This is a genomic window from Gluconacetobacter dulcium (assembly GCF_014174165.1).
Classification (GTDB): Bacteria; Pseudomonadota; Alphaproteobacteria; order Acetobacterales; family Acetobacteraceae; genus Gluconacetobacter; species Gluconacetobacter dulcium.
The window spans coordinates 37,012-55,725 of record NZ_JABEQN010000002.1 but is presented as its reverse complement, the minus strand read 5'-3'; the positions used below and the strand labels follow the sequence as shown (position 1 = coordinate 55,725).

The window sequence follows — 18,714 nt, the reverse complement described above, 5'->3', positions numbered from 1 at the left end:
GTTTTCCGGCCGGAACGGCTGAATATTCGGGAGAGAAATAGAATGGCTGTCAAAGTCGCAATCAATGGCTTCGGGCGTATCGGTCGCCTGGTTCTCCGCGGAATCATCGAAAGCGGCCGTACCGATGTCGTGCCGGTGGCGATCAACGACCTGGGCAGCGTCGCCGACAACGCCCACCTGCTGACCTATGACAGCATTCACGGTCGCTTCCCCGGCGAAGTCCGGGTCGAAGGCAACAGCATCATCATCACGGCCAACGGCCGCACCTACGCGCCCATCGCCGTCTCGGCCGAAGCCAACCCGACCAAGGTGCCGTTCGAAGGCGTGGACGTGGCCATGGAATGCACAGGCCGCTTCACCAACAAGGAAAAGGCCGCCCACCTGATCGAGGCCGGCGCGCGCAAGGTCATCATCTCCGCTCCCGCCAGCCATGTCGATGCCACCATCGTCTACGGCGTGAACCAGGACACGCTGACCAGCGACATGACGGTGATCTCCAACGCCTCCTGCACCACCAACTGCCTGGCCCCGGTCGCCAAGGTGCTGGACGAGGCGTTCGGCATCGAATGCGGCTACATGGTCACCATCCATTCCTATACCGGCGACCAGCGCACGGTGGACACGCTGCACAGCGACCCGCGCCGCGCCCGCGCGGCGGCGATGAACATCATCCCGACCTCCACCGGCGCCGCCCGCGCGGTCGGCCTGGTGCTGCCGCACCTCAAGGGCAAGCTGGACGGCACCGCCATCCGCGTCCCCACCCCCAACGTCTCGCTGGTTTCGCTCGATTTCGTGCCGACCCGCACCCCGGCCTCGGTCGAGGCGATCAACGACGTGATGCTGAAGGCGGCGTCCGAAGGCCCGCTGAAGGGCATCCTCGCCTACAACACCGCCCCGCTGGTCTCGTCCGATTTCAACCACTCCATCGCGTCCTCCACCTTCGACGCCACCGAAACGGCGCTGATCGACGGCGGCAAGCTGGTGCGGATCTGCAGCTGGTACGACAACGAGTGGGGCTTCTCGAACCGCATGTCCGACACGGCCGCCGTCTTCGGCGCGCTCTGATGGCCACGCTGTCCTTCAAGACGCTGGACGCCTTGCAGCCCAAAGGGCGCAAGGTGCTTCTGCGCGCCGATCTGAACGTCCCGGTACGGGACGGCCAGATCACCGACCTCACCCGTATCGAGCGCCTGGCCCCCACCATCCGCGAACTCGCCGACAAGGGCGCGCGGGTGATCGTGGTCAGCCATTTCGACCGCCCCAAGGGCCAGCGCGTGCCCGCCATGTCGCTGGAACCGATGGCGGCCGCCCTGGGCAAGACCCTGGGCCGTCCGGTGCGCTTCGCCGAGGACTGCATCGGCCCGGTGGCCGAGCAGGCCGTCGCCGCGATGCAGGACGGCGACGTGCTGGTGCTGGAAAACACGCGCTTCCACGCGGGCGAGGAAAAGAACGACCCCGACCTGTCGAAGGCCCTGGCCGCCCTGGCCGACGATTACGTCAATGACGCCTTCTCCGCCGCCCACCGCGCCCATGCCTCGACCGAAGGGGTGGCCCGCTTCCTGCCCTCCTTCGCCGGCCGGCTGATGGAAGCCGAACTCAACGCCCTGAACATCGCGCTGGAAAACCCGGCCCGCCCGGTCGGCGCGATCGTCGGCGGCGCCAAGATCTCGACCAAGCTCGACCTGATCGGCAATCTGCTGGACAAGGTGGACATCCTGATCATCGGCGGCGCGATGGCCAACACCTTCCTGGCCGCCAAAGGCGTCGGCGTCGGCAAGTCGCTGCAGGAAGCCGACATGCACGACACGGCCCGCGCCATCATGGAAAAGGCCGCGAGCAAGGGCTGCGAGATCATCCTGCCCGTCGATGCGGTCACGGCCACCGAATTCCGTGCCGACCCGCCGACGAAGACGGTGCCGGTGGACGCCGTTCCCGCCGACGCGATGATCCTGGACGCCGGCCCGGAAACGGTCCGCCTGCTGACGGAAAAGATCGTCGGGCTGAAGACGCTGGTCTGGAACGGCCCGCTGGGCGCGTTCGAACTGCACCCGTTCGACAACGCCACCAACCTGCTGGCCGCCGAAGTCGCCCGCCGCACGCAGGCTGGCCAACTGACCAGCGTGGCCGGTGGCGGCGACACGGTCTCGGCCCTGCGCCATGCCGGCGTGGCGGACGAAATGTCCTACACCTCGACCGCCGGCGGCGCGTTTCTGGAATGGCTGGAAGGCAAGACCCTCCCCGGCATCCAGGCCCTCAGCGAACTGTCGGAGCGGATTCTCCCGCTCTGACCGAACGGAGGCGATCCGGCATCAGGCCGGGTCGCCTTCGCCTTCCGTCTTTTCCCCGCCTTCCGGCGACGACAGCCTGATCGACGGCCCGACCAGCCCATTGGCGAACGCCTCGGCCGAAAACGGCCGCAGATCCTCGGCCTGCTCGCCCACACCCACCGCATGCACCGGCAGCCCGAACGTATCGGCCAGCGCCACCACAATGCCGCCGCGCGCCGAACCATCCAGCTTGGTCACGATCAGCCCGGTGACGTTCACCAGTTCCTTGAACACCCGCACCTGCTCGATCGCGTTCTGCCCGGTGGTCGCATCCAGCACCAGCAGCACCGAATGCGGCGCGGTCTCGTCGAACTTGCGCATCACGCGGATGATCTTGGCCAGTTCCTCCATCAGCGCGCCCTTGTTGTGCAGGCGTCCGGCGGTATCGATCAGCAGCAGGTCCGCGCCTTCGGCCCGCGCGCGCTTCAGCGCGTCGAACGCCAACCCGGCGGCATCCGCGTTCGGCGGCCCGGCAATCACCGGCGCCCCGACCCTCTGCCCCCAGACCTGAAGCTGCTCGACGGCGGCGGCGCGGAACGTATCCCCCGCCACCATCATCACCTTCAGCCCCTGCTCGCCATAGAAGCGCGCCATCTTGCCGATGGTCGTGGTCTTGCCGTTGCCATTCACGCCGACCACCAAGGCCACATGCGGCTTCAGGTTCGGATCGGGCACGAACGGCACCGCCACAGGCTCCAGCACACGGGCGATTTCCGTCGCCAGCGCGGTGCGGATTTCCTCATCCGTCACCTCGGTGCCGAAACGCGAACTGCGGAAGGATTCGATCACCCGCGCCGCCACATTGGGGCCGAGATCGGCCGCGATCAGCAGATCCTCCAGCTCCTCCAGAGCGGCGTCGTCCAGCTTGCGGCGCGTAAAGACCGCGGCGATCCCGCCGCCCAGTTTCTGGGTCGATCGGGACAGGCCCGCCTTCAGGCGGGAAAAGAAGCCAAGTGCCATGTCAGAGGATTTCCGCCACCAGACCGTTTTCGTCAACCGCCGTCGCCCGCACGGCGACGATGCGCCCGGCTTCGGCCGCACCCTCCGCCAGGCGAACCGGCGCGAATTCCTCGGAATGCCCGCTGGTCGCGGTTTCCAGCAGCACGTTCAGCGTCCGCCCCAGCAACCCTGCATGATAGGCCCGCGCCGCGTCCTGCCCCGCCGCCCGCAGCCGCGCCGCGCGCTCGCGCCGCAGCGGCACCGGCACGGCCGGCATCTTCGCCGCCGGCGTCCCTGGTCGCTCGCTATAGGGAAACACATGCAGGTAAGGCAGAGCCTGCCCGCGCACGAATGCCAGCGTCTCGTCGAACAAGGCGTCGCTCTCCGTCGGAAACCCCGCGATCACGTCGGCCCCGATGCCCAGATCCGGCCGACAGGCCCGCGCCCGCTCGATCACACCGACCACATCGGCCACCAGATGCCGCCGCTTCATCCGCTTCAGCACCATGTCCGACCCGGCCTGAAGCGACAGATGCAGATAGGGCATGAAGCGCCGCTCGCTCTCCAGCAGGCGCCACAGATCCTCGTCGATCTCCACCGGATCGACCGACGACAGGCGCAGCCGCTCCAGTTCCGGCACCAGCACCAGCAACCGGCGGCACAATTGCCCCAACGCGGGTTGCCCCGGCAGGTCGCCACCCCACGAGGTAATATCCACCCCCGTCAGCACCACCTCCCGGTAGCCCGAGGCGACCAGCGCGCGCACCTGCTCCACCACGGCACCCACGGGGACCGAACGCGAAGGCCCCCGCCCGAACGGAATGATGCAGAAGGTGCAGCGATGGTCGCACCCCTGCTGCACCTCGACGAAGGCACGGGTCCGCCCGGCGAATTCGGTCACCAGATGCGGCACCGTCTCGGTCGCGGCCATGATGTCGGAGACCGCGCGCCCTTCCCCCAGCGCCGCCGGCGTCCAGCTTGCCGCCTCCAGCTTCTCGCGGTTGCCCAGCACACGGGCCACGCCGGGCAGCGCCTCCCACCGCGCGGGGTCGATCTGCGCCGCGCAGCCGGTCACGACGATCCGCGCATCAGGCCGGTCGCGATGCGCGCGGCGGATCGCCTGCCGCGCCTGGCGCTCCGCCTCGGCGGTGACGGCACAGGTATTGACGATGATCACATCGTCCAGCCCCGCCGCATGGCCGCGCATCACCTCGCTCTCATAGGTGTTCAGCCGGCAACCGAAGGTCAGGATCTCGGGCGGCTTGCTCATGACGGATACGCCTCGGGGTCGAACGACCCGACGAAGCTGGTGGTCGCCGGCCCCGTCATCAGCACATGCCCATCCTCTTCCCGCCATGTCACCGACAGCGCGCCACCATCCATCTCCACCCGGCAGGTACGCGCCACCAGCCCGCGCCGTACGGCATTGACCACGGCGGCACAGGCGCCCGACCCGCAGGCCAGCGTCAGCCCGCTCCCCCGCTCCCACACGCGCAGCCGCATGGCAGCGCCCGACAGGACCTCCGCGAACCCGATATTCGCCCGTTCGGGAAACAGCGCATCATGCTCCAGCAGCGGCCCCGCCACGACCGGATCGAGGTCCAGACGATCGGCCAGGAAGAAGGTCGCATGCGGATTGCCCATCGACACCGCCGCCGGATCGCCCGGCAACGGCAGATGCAGCGTATCCGCCGGCTCCGCCAGAGGCACGTCGCGCCAGTCCAGCGCCGGCGCGCCCATATCCACGCTCACCAGCCCCGCCTCGTCCACCCAGGCCGGCAGCAGCCCGGCGCGGGTCTGCAACACGCTCTGCCGGCGCCCCTCACCCCGCCACAACAGGTCGGCCACGCAGCGCGAGGCATTGCCGCACGCCCCGGACTCGCTGCCGTCGGCATTGAAAAAGCGCACGAAAACATCCGCTCCCTCGCGGCAGGCCGGGCGCAGCACCACAAACTGGTCGCACCCGATGCCACGATGCCGGTCGGCCAAGGCGGCAATCCGCGCGGGCGTCAGCCCATGGCGTTCCACGCGTTCGTCCACCACGACAAAATCGTTGCCAAGGCCGTGCATCTTGCTGAAGGGGGTCATCATGCGCGCCTTATACGGCAGGCGCCCCGCTTATATCAAAGGAAACGACCGGGCGCCCCGCGCTGCAACACCTCGATCCTGTAACCATCCGGATCGACGACGAAAAAGAACCGCCCGACCACCTGCCCCCTCAGCGCCAGTTGCTTCACCGGCAGCGGCGACAACCCCTCGCGGACGAAACGCGCATGCTCGGCATCGACATCGGCGACCGAAACCGCCAGATGCCCATAGCCGTCGCCCAGATCATAGGGCCGGTTGCGGTCGTGATTGACCGTCAGTTCCAGTTCGAACGTCTGCTCGGCATTGGAGAGATAGATCAGGGTAAAGCTCTCGAACGCCAGCCGGTCGGCCACGACCAGCCCGAAGGCCCGTTCGTAGAAAGCCAGCGATGCGGCCTCGTCCCGCACCCGGATCATGGAATGGATCAGCTTCGCCATCGTTTCGGGTTCCTTCCCGGCATGTCTCACCCTGCGCGACATATCGGGCCGGGCAGTACACGGTCCAGCCCCGTCTGTCCGCAGGCAATAGAACCACCCAATGGTCGAATGACTATTGATCCGATATATGAATATGTCTTATCGTTTTCTGATAAATGCGGGACAAAAACTAAAAGAAATTATTATTTACCTTTTCCGAGAAATGTTTTGACATATTCCTGAAGCCTGACCCCTCATTGCGATTGTCCCGAATGCAACTGCCCTCCTCGTCGTTGAAGCGGTCCCTGCCGCTGTTCCTGCTGTGCTGCTCCATGCTGGTGCCACCCGCCGCCCATGCCCAAGGCCATGGCCCGGAGGAAGCCGAGGCGATCGAGGCGATGGAGAACCAGATCTCCCGCATCCAGGAGCAGCAGCTCGAACTGCAGAAAGACCTGATGGCAATGCGCCGCGAACTGGCGCAGCACCGGGCACGCATGCATCTCGGCCATCCCGCGACGACGAACGAGGTCGCCGCGCGCGAGCACGCATTCTCACCACACGGCATCGAGGGGGCCAGACAACTGGCCCGCAATAGCGCGATGCCCACGCCGACCACGGCGGCCCATCATCTCTATCCCGGCGAAGTTCCCACCCCCACCATCGGGGAAGACACGCCCACCTACGCCGCGATCGTCGCTCACCGCGACGAAGACATGGTCAACCGCCTGGCCGACAACAATGTCGGCCCCCACCCGCGTGAGACCGCCGGCGCGCAGGCAACCGGCGCGCTGGGCGATCACGGCGTCTTCCATGTCGGGCCAGTCACGGTCATCCTCGGTGGCTATTTCGACACATCGGCCGTCCTGGAAAACCGCCACGTCGCGTCGGGCACATTCAATTACTGGACGGCGATGCCCTTCCCGCGCGACGCCAACTACCACCAGAACAATTTCGAAGGTAGCCCGCGCTACAGCCGGTTCTCGCTCATGGCCCGCGCCAATATCGATTCCCACACCACCGTATCCGGCTTCGTCGAAACCGATTTCGGCGCCGGCGCCGAAACGACCAACCCGTACGAGAGCAACGCCTACGTCCCCCGCCTGCGCCAGGCCTATCTCAGCTACGACGATACGCTCGAAGGCACTCACCTGCTGATCGGCCAGGCATGGAGCCTGCTGACCCCCGGCCGCGCCGGCATCGTCGCCCGGCAGGAAAGCCTGCCCGAGACCATCGAATCCTCGATGCTGGCCGGCCAGACCTGGACCCGGCAATGGCAGGCCCGCTACGTCCACGAGCTGCTGCAGCACCGGCTCTGGTTCGGCCTGTCGATCGAAAATCCGGCGACGATCTACGACACCACGGGCTTCGACAACAATAACGGCTCGGTGCCGCTCCCCAATGGCGGCACGGCCACCATCGGCGCCAACGGCACGGGCCTGACCGAATTCACCACCAATTACTCCGATGAAATCGCTCCCGACGTCATCGGCAAGATCGCGTGGGACCCTGCCTGGGGCCATTACGAGGCCGAGGGAATCGTCCGCTTCCCGCACGACCGCGTCTTCGCCAACGGCACGGGCCACAACAACACCGCGATTGCCGGCGGCGGCGGCGGATCGGCGGTGCTGCCGCTCATCCCCCACAAGCTCGAAATCCATCTGGCCGGCCTGGCCGGCGTCGGGATCGGCCGCTATGGCTCGGTGCTTCTGCCGGACGTCACGCTGAACGCCCAGGGCAAGCCGAAGCCCCTGCCCGACGCGCAGGCAACGGCGGGAATCGTCGCCCATGTGAATCCGCGGATCGATGTCTACGGCTATTACGGCATGCAGCGGTCCGGCCGGAGCTACTTCTCATCCGGCGGCTCGGCCTATGGCTACGGCAATCCGATGTCTTCCAATGCCGGATGCGCAATCGAGATGTCGCCCCTGGCCTGCACGGCCAGCATCCGCTCGGTGCAGGAATTTACCGTCGGCGCATGGTGGCGCTTCCTCAAGGGCCGCTACGGCACGGTGGAAGTCGGCACCCAGCTCGCCTACTCGCGCCTGGAAACGTGGAAGGCCATCGGTGGCGCCCCCTCCACCAGCATGAGCCAGATCTTCTTCGATTTCCGCTACCTGCCTTTCCAGTAACGGCCCACGGCCCCGCCGCCATGCCCGGCCCGCATCGCCGGGCCGGCATGGGGCGAGTTGCACCAAATGGAAAAACGGAGGATGGTCCCGCGGATCGGACCACAGGACGAAGGAGGATACGGTCATGCGGGACAAGGCATTGCGTATTCTGGCGGTATCTCTCACCCTCGGCGCCCTTTCGGTACCGACTCTGGCGCTGGCGCAGGAAGAAGACGGCCCGAAGAGGCCCACGATGCACCAGTTGGCCACCACGCCGCCGGTGCCCAGCGCGCACAAGGATTTCAGCCAGTTCCGCTACCGCCCGGCCGGCGATAAGGTGGTGGAGCAGTCCGATGCCAACCGGCTCCTGTTCTGGACCCAGCAGGGCTCGCCCGACGGCTACGCCGAACGACGCGGCAATGCGATCTTCTACTACGACCGCACAGGCAAGGCCGTGCGGGTGCAGGAACTGCCCTTCGACGAAAACTGAGGCATCCGTCTCCGGTAGGCCACCCGCCCTATCCGCGCCCCCTCCGCCGCCGATAACACCATCTGGTCAACCGGGACCAGACCGTCATCACCGGCATGCACAGCCGCAGGAACATCGGCGAGCATAAGAACAGCGGCGGAAATATCCTGTCGATGATGGAGGGGAAATGCTCCTCCTTCCGGCCCCGCGCCGCCGCCAGTATCCAGGCGGCCGCCCGCTCGGGCGCCTGCGGCCAGGACATGAAATTCAGCAGCGACCCACCCTGTTCCATCTCGTCGCGGAACATGGACGTATCGACGCTGCCCGGAAACACCGACAGCACATGAATGCCCCTGGGCCGCAACTCCTGCGCCAGCGCCCGCGCAAAACCGCGCAACCCGAATTTCGACGCGGTATAGACGGCACTTCCCGCCAGCGGAAAGACACCGGCCATCGAATTGACGAACAGGATACGCCCTCCGACCGCGATGTTCGGCAGCACCTCCTGCGTCAACAGGATCACACCGGTCAGATTCGTCTCCACCTGCCTACGGACACGCTCACTGTCCAGCACACCCACCGTCTGGGGCGAAATCGTGCCGGCACAGGAAATAAACAGGTCGATTCGCGGGCAGGCCCTCCGGATGGCCACCCCCGCTGTCGCGATCGCCCCCGCATCCATCAGGTCGCACGTCACGGCCATATCCGCCGCGATATCGGCGGGCATATCCGCCTGACGCGACAGAATGACGACCCGACACCCCTCCTGGCGAAGCTGACGGCACAGAAACCGTCCGATTCCGCCCGTCGCACCGCTGATGACAACGGTCTTCCGGCGGGAATTTTCACTTTCCTGGGGCAAGCCAACCGCCCTTCCTGCAATGATAGCAGGCCCCTATATCAGGTCTCCCGCCCCCGCACGAGGCCGGGGCCGGCAAGCCCCCTCACCCTCCCGCCTGCCCTCCGGCAAACCGGATAGGGAGCGAGCACAGAACCAGAAGCGCCCGCGCGATGCAGGAAGTCACCCCCCGACCACGACCGTCGCCGTAGTCATGACCGTCCGGAACCGCACACACGCGGCACGACAGGCGGCACGGCCGCGTCCACGCCCACCTGGCGGTTCAGCCGGACATCCCCGAACACTCTTGCAGCCTGCTCTTCCGGCGCAATCACATCTCCGAAACCGGATTGAAGCGCCATCGGGCACACGCCACCTCCCCTGCATCGGATACAGGAGGCAAACCATGCGTATCCCCTCCAAACCGGTGCCGGCCGAGGCGATCGAACTCGTGGATCAGCACGGCCCGGACGGCCTGCTGATCGCCCGTACCCAACTCGCCCAGGCACGCGACGCTGGCGACGACATCCGGGCCGCGCGATGGCAGACCCTGAGCGACGCCATCAGCGCCCTTCTGGAAGATCGAAAATCCAACCGGGCCGGAGAACATGCGGCCGCCCACATGGGCACCCTGCATGGATAACCGCCTTGTGACCCTTATTTATATATTTGTTATTGTCTGTTTACATGGAATGCCCGAGAAAAATTCCCAACGGTTGCGAAGATCCGGGCTGATCGGACAGCCCCGGCGGCCGATACGGAGACTCTCCTCATGACCCCTCTCGCCAATCCTGCACCCCTCGGCCTCGCCGGCTTCGGGATGACGACGATCCTGCTCAATCTCTGCAATGCCGGTTTCCTGCCGCTCAATTCGTCGGTGCTGGCAATGGGAATCATCTTCGGCGGCGCGGCCCAGATCCTGGCCGGACTGCTCGAATATCCCAAGGGCAACACGTTCGGGCTCACGGCCTTCACGTCCTATGGCGCGTTCTGGATTTCTCTCGTCCTGCTCGTCATCCTGCCGAAACTCGGCCTGATCCCGGCTGCGAGCGCGCCGGCCATGGCGGCCTATCTGGCGCTCTGGGGCGTCTTCACGGGCTTCCTGTTCATCGGCACGCTGCGGAGCAATCGCGTGCTGCAATTCGTGTTCTCGTCGCTCACGCTCCTGTTTTTCCTCCTCGCGCTGGGCGAATGGACGGGCAACCTCATCATCACCCGCATCGCGGGATATGAGGGCCTGCTCTGCGGTGCCGCCGCCCTGTATCTCGCCATGGCGGAAGTGATCGAGGCCCAGTTCGGGCATCCCGTCCTGCCCTCCGGCATCCCGGCCCCGCGGCCCGCCCGGCACGTCACAGGCGTCCCGGCCTGACCCGCAAAACGCCGTCTCCCCGCTCCGGCGGCACGATAATCCGATAACGACTTCCACCCTGCCTTTCTCCCTCCGGGGCCAGAAGGCAGGTTTTTTTTATTCCCGCCGCGCCATACCGCCCGCCACTCCTTACGGATCGCGCGTTTCCAGCCTACATTGCGGCACCATGACCGATCTTCCGCACGCTCCCCTGCTGACCGTCGATACGCATATCGACATCCCCTGGCCCGACCGGGGCGATTTCACGCAGGACACCGACTATCGCCATGTCGACCTACCCAAGCTGCGCCGGGGCGGCATCGCAGCCGCCTGCCTCGTCGCCTATGTCGGCCAGGGCGCCACCGACCCGACCGCCCACGCCGCGATCTCCCGGCAGGCCCTGGCGATGCTCGATGCGATCAACCAAGGCGTCGAAGGCGGCCCGGCGCGAATCTGCCCGCTGGCGGCGGAGATCGAATCCGCGTTCCGCGAGGGCATCACCGCCATCGTCCCGGCAGTCGAAAACGGCTATGCGATGGGCGAGGATCTTTCCCTGCTGGCGCAGTTCCGCGCCCGCGGCGCGCGCTACATGACGCTGACCCACAACGGCCATAACGCCCTGGCGGATTCGGCCCGCCCGATGGCCTTCCTCAGCGACCCCGAATCCCGCCATGGCGGCCTGTCCGGCCTGGGCCGCGAGGCAATCGCCGAAATGAACCGGCTGGGCCTGATGGTCGATATCTCCCACACCGCGCGCAGCACCATGATGCAGGCGGTGCGCCTGTCGCGCAGCCCGGTCCTGGCGACCCATTCCTGCGTCCGCGCGCTCTGCGACCACCCGCGCAACCTGGACGACGAACAGCTCGACGCCCTGCGCGATTGCGACGGCGTCATCCACATCACGGCGGTGGATGCCTTCCTGCGCCCGCGCGAAGTCCGCGCCCAGCGACCGGTCAGCGTGGCCGATTATGTCGATCATATCGACTATGTCGCCAACCGGATCGGCGTGCGCCATGTCGGCATCTCGTCGGATTTCGACGGCGGCGGCATGATCGAGGGCTGGCGCAACGCCGCGCAGTCCCCCGCACTGACGGCGGAACTGCAACGGCGCGGCTACGACCGGGACCAGATCGCCCAGATCTGGGGCGGCAATTTCCTGCGCGTGCTCCGCGCGGCCGAGGCCGTCGCCACGGCGTGAGATCACGCCCGCGCTAGCCCTCGCCGGCCCGAGCGTCTATACCCGCCGGGATTCTGCATCAACCGAACAGGACGGAACATGACCGCCAGCACGGACTATAAGGTACGCGACATCGCTCTCGCGGAATGGGGCCGCAAGGAAATCGCGATCGCCGAGGGCGAAATGCCCGGCCTGATGGCCCTGCGCGAGGAATTCGGCGCCAGCCAGCCGCTGAAGGGCGCGCGCATCGCCGGCTGCCTGCACATGACGATCCAGACCGCCGTGCTGATCGAAACCCTGACCGCCCTGGGCGCCACGGTCCGCTGGTCGTCGTGCAACATCTTCTCGACCCAGGACCACGCCGCCGCCGCCATCGCCGCGACGGGCGTGCCGGTCTTCGCCTGGAAGGGCCTGACCGAGGAAGAGTTCTGGTGGTGCATCGAGCAGACCATCACGGGCCCGGACGGCTGGACGCCGAACATGATCCTCGATGATGGCGGCGACCTGACCGTGCTGATGCACGACAAATATCCCGAGATGCTGAAGGACGTGCGCGGCCTGTCCGAGGAGACGACCACGGGCGTGCACCGCCTGTGGGAAATGGCGAAGAAGGGCACGCTGGCCGTGCCGGCCATCAACGTCAATGACAGCGTCACCAAGTCGAAGTTCGACAATCTGTACGGCTGCCGCGAAAGCCTGGTGGACGCGATCCGTCGCGGCACCGACGTGATGATGGCCGGCAAGGTCGCCGTCGTCGCCGGCTACGGCGACGTGGGCAAGGGCTCGGCGGCGTCGCTGCGCAATGCCGGCTGCCGCGTCCTGGTCACCGAAGTCGATCCGATCTGCGCCCTACAGGCGGCCATGGAAGGCTACGAGGTCGTGACGATGGAAGCCGCCGCCCCGCGCGGCGACATCTTCGTCACCTGCACGGGCAATGTGGACATCATCACCGTGGACCACATGCGCGCGATGAAGCACCGCGCCATCGTCTGCAATATCGGGCATTTCGATTCCGAGATCCAGGTCGAGGCCCTGCGCAACTTCACCTGGGACAACATCAAGCCGCAGGTCGACGAGGTCATCTTCCCCGACGGCAAGCGCCTGATCCTGCTGTCCGAGGGCCGTCTGGTGAACCTGGGCAACGCCACGGGCCACCCGTCCTTCGTCATGTCGGCGTCCTTCACCAACCAGACGCTAGCGCAGATCGAGCTGTGGACCGCCCCCGAGGGCAAGTACGAGCGGCAGGTCTACACGCTGCCCAAGCATCTCGACGAGAAGGTCGCGGCCCTGCACCTGGCCAAGGTCGGCGCCGAACTGTCGAAGATGTCGGAGAAACAGGCGGAGTATATCGGCGTTCCGGTCAACGGGCCGTTCAAGAACGACCTGTACCGCTACTAAGGCCCGGCGCCGCCTGGGGGCAATGCGCGCCCCAGGCGGCACCGATAGCCGATACGAGGAGAGTCCGCGCATGAGCATCTTCGGCACCATCCTGTCCACGATCTTCGGCCACGCCGGAGCCACCACCCCGGCCGCCGCCCAGGCCACCGCCCCGTCCGCCCCGCCCCCGGCCGCACAGGCCCCCGCACCTGCGGCACCGGCCACCCCCTCCGCCCCGGTAGACGTCGCCGCCATCCTGACCGACCTGGCCGCCAAGGCGCCCCAGCCGCTCAACTGGCAGCAATCGATCGTCGACCTCATGAAGCTGCTGGGCCTGGACAGTTCGCTGGCGGCACGCAAGCAACTGGCCGGAGAACTGCACTACACCGGCGACACCAACGACTCCGCGTCGATGAATGTCTGGCTGCACAAGGCGGTCATGCAGAAGCTGGCCGAAAATGGCGGCAAGGTTCCCGACGACCTGAAATAATCCGGCGCGGATGACGGGAATGGCATGACAGACGGCTCGATCGACAGCGCGACCGACGGCGTCCCGCCATGCCCCGAGGACATAGAGCGGACCGGCGACACCCTCTTCGCCACAGGCCGAGGAGAAGACGCGGTCCGCCTGTTTCTGGACGTGACCACCCGCCATCCCGACGACTGGCGGCTCGCCGTCACCGCCGCCACGATCATCCTGCGCCACAGTTCCGCCTACGACCTTGTCGAGGCATTCCTGCGTCCCGTGCTGCATCGGTGGCCGGACACGGTCCCCGCATGGGGCCTGCTGCTGCATGTCCACGTCGTACGCGGCGACCTCGCGGGTAGCCACGCCCTGTTCGCCGAACTGCTGGGCCGCTACCCGGACGAAAGCGGCACGCTCTGCGAGGCCATGTCCACGGCCCTTCTCCAGGCCGGCCACCCGGCGGAAAGCCTACGAATCCTGCTACGATGTTTCGAAAACGGCATCGTCACGCCCACGCTGCTGAAAAACATGGGCATCGCCCTCTTCTGCCTCGACCGGTCGGCGGAAGCCGTCTCCTGGTACGAGAAAGCCGAAGCCCTCGCCCCGACAGACTACGGAATCACGTTCGGCCATGCCTGCGCGCTGATCAAGGCCGGCCGTCTGGACGAGGGCTGGCCGCGCTATTTCAACCGGCACCTCACCCCCGACGACCGGGACGCATGGTATCTGTCCCTGCCCCGCCTGTGCCCCGGCGATGCGGTTGCCGGGCGCGGTGTCGTACTGTTTCAGGAACAGGGGCTGGGCGACACCATCCAGTTCATCCGCTTCGTACCCGACCTGCTGGCAAAAGGGGCGCACGTCACGATCGTCGTGCCCCGCCCCCTGGTCCGCCTGCTGGCGCAATCCTATCCGGCGGCCAAGGTGTGCGAGACAGGCACGCTCGCGCGGCAGAACGGCTACGATTACGCCGCGGCCATCCCCGACCTGCCGCACATCGCCGGGGCAACATCCTTGTGGGACGTTCCGGCACCAATCCCCTACCTGCACCCCGATCCCGACGATATCGCCCGCTTCGCCACCCTGCTGCCGGAACGCCGCCCGCGTATCGGCCTGGTCTGGGCGGGCGAGTGGCGGCCGCAATCCATTCACGCCCTCGTTGACCAACGCCGCTCGACGACGCTGGCAACGATGGCCACGGCCCTGACGCCCGTCGCGGCAACGCTGGTCAGCCTTCAACTGGGCGCGCCCCGGCAGGAAATCGCGGACTGGACCGGCCAGACATTGTGCGACCCGATGGGCAGCGTGCACGACATGGCCGACACGGCGGCGATCATGGCCAGTCTCGATCTCGTCATTTCGGTCGACACCGCACCGCTGCATCTGGCGGGCGCGCTGGGCTGCCCGGTCTGGATGATCAGCCGCCAGGACGCCTGCTGGCGCTGGGGGGACGCCATCGGCCGGTCACCCTGGTATCCGACCATGCGCATCTTCCGGTCGCGCGAGGCCACCCTGGCCCCGATCCTGAAGGAGGCAGGCATGGCCCTGCGCACCTGGGCGAGGAACTGGAGACCCGCACGAAAAACCTGACCGCCCGACGGATCACCGCTCATGGGATTGCAACCTGCATGCACCCATGCCAAGTGTGCGCTTGCATTGCGAGCGGTCCCGGATATCACGATGCCCGACACGATAGCCCAGACCGAATTGTCCCTCGTCGATACGCCGCAGAGCGATGCGGCGGATGGTCTGGTCTGGGCGGTTTCCTGCGTCCCCGGACACCGGCCGGTGCAATTGTCGCCCCAGCAGGCGGCCGACCACCTGAACAGCCGCCCCCCCCATACCGAAGACGCCGAAACCACCCCCGCCACGACCGAAGAACGGCCCGCCGGATGGGTCTGGCTGCATTACGATGTCGTGCATACGGCCAGCCGGGCTCGGGTCGAGGCCATCGCCTGCCTGACCGAGGAAGCCCGCATCACCCTGTCGGGCACCGACCGCAGCACCCGGCTGGAGGCCGACGGCGACATCGTCTACGGCGCCCTGCCCGGCTTCGACGACAGCATGACCGACGACGACACCAGCGTCTCGGCCTGGCGTTTCGCGGTGCTCCCCGACCTGCTGATCACCACCCGGCGCCACCCCGTCCCGGCACTGGGCGCCGCCTATCGCTGGCTGCAACGCGACGACGGCCCCCGCACCCCCGCCGAGATCGTGGACCGCACGCTGCTGGAATTCGCCGACAGCGTGCGTCGGAACATCGCCATGCTGGACGACCAGCTCGACCGCGCCGAAGATCTGCTGCTGACCCTGGACCAGCACACCGATTTCGGCCGCATCAGCGGCCTGATCGGCAAGGTGCGGCGCCGTTCGACCGAACTGCGCCGCGTGATCTCGCCGGTCGACCGGATCTTCCACAACGAGGATCTGGAACTGCCGGAATGGGCCGAGGACGATATCCGCGACCGCTCGCAGCGCCAGATTCATGCGGCGCTGGACGATCTGATGGCATTGCAGGACCGCGCGCGTTCGTTGCAGGATGAACTCGCCTCGGGCCAGGCGGAAGAAACCAACCGGCGCCTGTACACGGTGTCGGTGCTGACGACCCTGATGCTGCCGGCCACATTCGTGACCGGATTCTTCGGCATGAATACCGGCGGCATGTTCCTGGCAAGCGGCTCCCTGGGCACGGTAGAGGCCGGCGGCATCTGCTTCCTGTTCATGGTCGTCGCCTGGCTGCTGCTCAAATTCACCAAGCTGCTCTGAAAGCCAGCCCGCGATCGCACCCGCCCCCGGGTACTGCCGGACAAAGATAACCGTTTCGAAGCGAAGGACCCCCGTCATGGACAGCCAAACAGAAACCCAGACGCACGCCGGGGAACTGGACGGCTTCCCCGTCGCCGCGAAATCCCTCCTGTCGGAACGCCGCCTGCATACGCTCAAACAGGGCGACATGTTCGGGGTCTTCGACCAGACGGGCGATATCCTCTACGGCGACGGCATCGCCGACGGCCTCTATTTCCACGACACGCGCTATCTGTCCGGCCTGTCGATGAGCCTCCAGGGTACGCGCCCCATCCTGCTGTCCTCGACGGTGCGCGAGAATAACGTGATGCTGTCGGTCGACCTGACCAACACGGATATCGACGGCCCGGACGGCCGGCACATGAATCACGACCTGCTGCATGTGCGCCGGTCGCGCTTCCTGTGGAACCGGGTCTGCTACGAGCGCGTCGAGATTCGCAATTTCGATGTCGAACCCCGCACGGCCCTGCTCGACATCCGTTTCCTGGCCGATTTCGCCGACCTGTTCGAGGCACGCGGCTCCACCCGCCCCCGACGCGGCACGATGGCCGCGCCGGAGGTCGGCGAGGCCGAGGTGAAACTGTCCTATGACGGTCTGGACGACCGGCGCCGCACCACCATGCTGCGCTTCTGGCCGCCGCCGGCCGAACTCACCGCCCAGCACGCCACCTTCCGCTTCGACCTGCCACCGGGCCAGCGCGTGCTGATCCATTACGAAATCGAGTGCGATCCCACCGAGCGGCACGAAGCCCAGCCCAACCGCCGCTTCCTGAGCGGCGCGGTCGAGGCGCGGCGCGCGCTGCGCCTGTCCTCGTCCCGCGCGGCGGCCATCGCGACCTCGAACGAGATCTTCAACGAGGCCATCCGCCGCTGCATCTGCGACATCTACATGCTGCTGACGGACAAGAAGACCGGCCCCTACCCCTATGCCGGCGTGCCGTGGTTCAGCACCGCCTTCGGCCGCGACGCCCTGATCACCGCCATGCTCACTTTGTGGCTGGACCCGGAAATCGCGCGCGGCGTGCTGGCCTACCTCGCCCGCCATCAGGCCCACACCGAAGACCCGATCGCCGACGCCGAGCCCGGCAAGATCCTGCACGAAGTGCGGCACGGCGAGATGGCCGAACTGGGCGAAGTCCCGTTCCGCCATTACTACGGCTCGATCGATTCCACGCCGCTCTTCGTCATGCTGGCCGGCCAGTATCTGGAACGCACCGGCGACGTGGCGCTGATGACGACGATCTGGCCGAACATCGAACGCGCCGTCGAATGGATCGACCGCTACGGCGACCGCGACGGCGACGGTTTCGTCGAATATGGCCGCCGCAACAAGGACGGGCTGATCAACCAGGGCTGGAAAGACAGCTACGACAGCATCTTCCACGCCGACGGCACCCTCGCCGAAGGGCCGATCGCGCTGTGTGAAGTCCAGGCCTATGTCTACGCCGCGCGCCGCGCCGCCGCGACCATCGGTCGTCGCCTGGGCCGCACCGCCTATGCAGACCGGCAGGACCAACTGGCCGACGCCCTGCGCGTCGCCTTCAATGACCGGTTCTGGATCGAGGAACTCGGCACCTACGCCCTGGCGCTCGACGGCCACAAGAACCCCTGCCGCGTCCGGTCGTCGAATGCCGGGCATATCCTGCTGACCGATATCGCAACCCCCGACCGCGTGCCGCGTCTGGTCGCCGGGCTGATGCACCGTTCGTCCTTCTCCGGCTGGGGCATCCGCACCATCCCCGAGGGCGAGGCCCGCTATAATCCGATGGCCTATCACAACGGCTCGGTCTGGCCGCACGACAACGCCCTGATCGGGCTGGGCTTCGCCCGCCACGGCTATCGCGACGAGGCCGAGCGGCTGTTCCGGGGCATGTTCGACGCCGCGTTCCATACGGACTTGCGGCGCCTGCCGGAACTGTTCTGCGGCTTCACCCGCAACCGCGCGGAAGGGCCGGTGCGCTACCCGGTCGCCTGCTCGCCGCAGGCTTGGGCGGCCGCGACATTGCCGGCCCTGGTCCAGTCGGTCCTCGGCCTGAGCTTCGACCCGACGGCGGTCGCCGTGCATTTCCAGCGCCCCCGCCTGCCCGATTTCCTGGAACAGATGACGCTCTACAACCTCGAAGTCGGCGGCGACAAAGTCACGGTGCGCCTGGTGCGCGTCGAAGACGAAGTCGCGATCAACGTCGTCCAGCGCACGCAATCCATCCAGGTGCAGATCACGAACTGACCACGGGCGAGGCCGGTGCGAAAAGCCGGCCCCAACGTCCCCATGCTCCGACAGGCCGACATGATCGCTACGGCAACGCGATCATGTTGCGCGGAAGTACGGCGTTCTATAAAGATTTAGGGCATATTCTTC

Annotated in this window: 17 protein-coding genes; 12 read left to right on the top strand and 5 right to left on the bottom strand. The window is 66.7% G+C overall.

All coding sequences use genetic code 11. From position 1 onward, the window contains the following. Nucleotides 1–42 precede the first annotated feature (42 nt). Entirely contained in the window at nt 43–1,065 is a 1,023-nt protein-coding gene (gene gap, locus HLH25_RS01905) for a type I glyceraldehyde-3-phosphate dehydrogenase (protein WP_182972469.1), read from the top strand. Then, the gene (locus HLH25_RS01900) at nt 1,065–2,288 is read left to right on the top strand and encodes a phosphoglycerate kinase (protein ID WP_182972468.1); all 1,224 of its coding nucleotides are present in this window, start codon (nt 1,065–1,067) and stop codon (nt 2,286–2,288) included. The genes gap and HLH25_RS01900 overlap by 1 nt, the downstream gene beginning before the upstream one ends. A 21-nt stretch (nt 2,289–2,309) precedes the next feature. Here the strand turns inward: HLH25_RS01900 and ftsY are convergent, their stop codons facing one another. Genes ftsY through HLH25_RS01880 form a run of 4 tightly spaced genes read right to left on the bottom strand, consistent with a single transcriptional unit; the run spans nt 2,310 to nt 5,791 of the window. After that, nucleotides 2,310–3,287, bottom strand: a complete 978-nt coding sequence (gene ftsY, locus HLH25_RS01895) for a signal recognition particle-docking protein FtsY (RefSeq protein WP_182972467.1) — start codon at nt 3,285–3,287, stop codon at nt 2,310–2,312. A gap of 1 nt (nt 3,288) precedes the next feature. Then, complete coding sequence (mtaB, locus tag HLH25_RS01890) at nt 3,289–4,536, bottom strand: tRNA (N(6)-L-threonylcarbamoyladenosine(37)-C(2))-methylthiotransferase MtaB (protein WP_182972466.1); 1,248 nt, start codon at nt 4,534–4,536, stop codon at nt 3,289–3,291. Further along, nucleotides 4,533–5,357 carry a diaminopimelate epimerase gene (dapF, locus tag HLH25_RS01885; RefSeq protein ID WP_182972465.1) on the bottom strand — a complete coding sequence of 275 codons (825 nt, stop codon included), beginning with the start codon at nt 5,355–5,357 and terminating at the stop codon, nt 4,533–4,535. Before dapF ends, mtaB begins: the two co-directional genes overlap by 4 nt. Before the next feature lie 32 nt (nt 5,358–5,389). Then, nucleotides 5,390–5,791, bottom strand: coding sequence for a VOC family protein (locus HLH25_RS01880; protein ID WP_182972464.1), 402 nt, complete (start codon nt 5,789–5,791; stop codon nt 5,390–5,392). A 251-nt stretch (nt 5,792–6,042) separates the two neighbouring features. Between HLH25_RS01880 and HLH25_RS01875 the strand changes: the two genes are divergently transcribed. Together HLH25_RS01875 and HLH25_RS01870 are read left to right on the top strand one after the other, a co-directional pair. Continuing rightward, nucleotides 6,043–7,899, top strand: coding sequence for a hypothetical protein (locus HLH25_RS01875; RefSeq protein ID WP_182972463.1), 1,857 nt, complete (start codon nt 6,043–6,045; stop codon nt 7,897–7,899). A 124-nt stretch (nt 7,900–8,023) separates the two neighbouring features. Then, nucleotides 8,024–8,368, top strand: coding sequence for a hypothetical protein (locus HLH25_RS01870; RefSeq protein ID WP_182972462.1), 345 nt, complete (start codon nt 8,024–8,026; stop codon nt 8,366–8,368). Nucleotides 8,369–8,396: 28 nt separating this feature from the next. On the opposite strand, the gene HLH25_RS01865 is transcribed toward HLH25_RS01870, so the two are convergent. Then, nucleotides 8,397–9,209: an SDR family NAD(P)-dependent oxidoreductase gene (locus HLH25_RS01865; RefSeq protein ID WP_182972461.1), complete on the bottom strand. Its 813-nt coding sequence runs from the start codon at nt 9,207–9,209 to the stop codon at nt 8,397–8,399. Nucleotides 9,210–9,591: 382 nt separating this feature from the next. Between HLH25_RS01865 and HLH25_RS01860 the strand changes: the two genes are divergently transcribed. From HLH25_RS01860 to HLH25_RS01825, 8 genes are all read left to right on the top strand, one after another. After that, on the top strand, nt 9,592–9,828 hold the full coding sequence (locus HLH25_RS01860) for a hypothetical protein (RefSeq protein WP_182972460.1): 237 nt from the start codon (nt 9,592–9,594) through the stop codon (nt 9,826–9,828). Nucleotides 9,829–9,957: 129 nt separating this feature from the next. After that, nucleotides 9,958–10,554, top strand: coding sequence for an acetate uptake transporter (locus tag HLH25_RS01855; RefSeq protein WP_182972459.1), 597 nt, complete (start codon nt 9,958–9,960; stop codon nt 10,552–10,554). Nucleotides 10,555–10,720: 166 nt separating this feature from the next. Further along, nucleotides 10,721–11,731, top strand: a complete 1,011-nt coding sequence (locus HLH25_RS01850) for a dipeptidase (RefSeq protein ID WP_182972458.1) — start codon at nt 10,721–10,723, stop codon at nt 11,729–11,731. Between the two features lie 78 nt (nt 11,732–11,809). Then, on the top strand, nt 11,810–13,108 hold the full coding sequence (gene ahcY / locus HLH25_RS01845; protein WP_182972457.1) for an adenosylhomocysteinase: 1,299 nt from the start codon (nt 11,810–11,812) through the stop codon (nt 13,106–13,108). A gap of 70 nt (nt 13,109–13,178) precedes the next feature. After that, entirely contained in the window at nt 13,179–13,577 is a 399-nt protein-coding gene (locus tag HLH25_RS01840) for a DUF3597 domain-containing protein (protein WP_182972456.1), read from the top strand. Nucleotides 13,578–13,601: 24 nt separating this feature from the next. Then, the gene (locus tag HLH25_RS01835) at nt 13,602–15,140 is read left to right on the top strand and encodes a tetratricopeptide repeat-containing glycosyltransferase family protein (protein WP_220791645.1); all 1,539 of its coding nucleotides are present in this window, start codon (nt 13,602–13,604) and stop codon (nt 15,138–15,140) included. A gap of 90 nt (nt 15,141–15,230) precedes the next feature. Then, nucleotides 15,231–16,316 (top strand): CorA family divalent cation transporter, encoded by a 1,086-nt coding sequence (locus tag HLH25_RS01830; RefSeq protein WP_182972455.1) that lies wholly within the window; start codon nt 15,231–15,233, stop codon nt 16,314–16,316. Nucleotides 16,317–16,392: 76 nt separating this feature from the next. Continuing rightward, a complete protein-coding gene (locus tag HLH25_RS01825) occupies nt 16,393–18,582 on the top strand; it encodes an amylo-alpha-1,6-glucosidase (protein ID WP_182972454.1) in 2,190 nt (729 codons plus the stop codon). Nucleotides 18,583–18,714 lie beyond the last annotated feature (132 nt).

Coding starts and splice junctions, on each gene's coding strand:
- HLH25_RS01880 (WP_182972464.1), bottom strand. CDS start 5,791: ATGGCGAAGCTGATCCATTCCATGATCCGGGTGCGGGACGAGGCCGCA.
- HLH25_RS01870 (WP_182972462.1), top strand. CDS start 8,024: ATGCGGGACAAGGCATTGCGTATTCTGGCGGTATCTCTCACCCTCGGC.
- HLH25_RS01835 (WP_220791645.1), top strand. CDS start 13,602: ATGACAGACGGCTCGATCGACAGCGCGACCGACGGCGTCCCGCCATGC.
- gap (WP_182972469.1), top strand. CDS start 43: ATGGCTGTCAAAGTCGCAATCAATGGCTTCGGGCGTATCGGTCGCCTG.
- HLH25_RS01840 (WP_182972456.1), top strand. CDS start 13,179: ATGAGCATCTTCGGCACCATCCTGTCCACGATCTTCGGCCACGCCGGA.
- HLH25_RS01855 (WP_182972459.1), top strand. CDS start 9,958: ATGACCCCTCTCGCCAATCCTGCACCCCTCGGCCTCGCCGGCTTCGGG.
- HLH25_RS01830 (WP_182972455.1), top strand. CDS start 15,231: ATGCCCGACACGATAGCCCAGACCGAATTGTCCCTCGTCGATACGCCG.
- HLH25_RS01825 (WP_182972454.1), top strand. CDS start 16,393: ATGGACAGCCAAACAGAAACCCAGACGCACGCCGGGGAACTGGACGGC.
- HLH25_RS01860 (WP_182972460.1), top strand. CDS start 9,592: ATGCGTATCCCCTCCAAACCGGTGCCGGCCGAGGCGATCGAACTCGTG.
- ftsY (WP_182972467.1), bottom strand. CDS start 3,287: ATGGCACTTGGCTTCTTTTCCCGCCTGAAGGCGGGCCTGTCCCGATCG.
- dapF (WP_182972465.1), bottom strand. CDS start 5,357: ATGATGACCCCCTTCAGCAAGATGCACGGCCTTGGCAACGATTTTGTC.
- mtaB (WP_182972466.1), bottom strand. CDS start 4,536: ATGAGCAAGCCGCCCGAGATCCTGACCTTCGGTTGCCGGCTGAACACC.
- ahcY (WP_182972457.1), top strand. CDS start 11,810: ATGACCGCCAGCACGGACTATAAGGTACGCGACATCGCTCTCGCGGAA.
- HLH25_RS01875 (WP_182972463.1), top strand. CDS start 6,043: ATGCAACTGCCCTCCTCGTCGTTGAAGCGGTCCCTGCCGCTGTTCCTG.
- HLH25_RS01850 (WP_182972458.1), top strand. CDS start 10,721: ATGACCGATCTTCCGCACGCTCCCCTGCTGACCGTCGATACGCATATC.
- HLH25_RS01900 (WP_182972468.1), top strand. CDS start 1,065: ATGGCCACGCTGTCCTTCAAGACGCTGGACGCCTTGCAGCCCAAAGGG.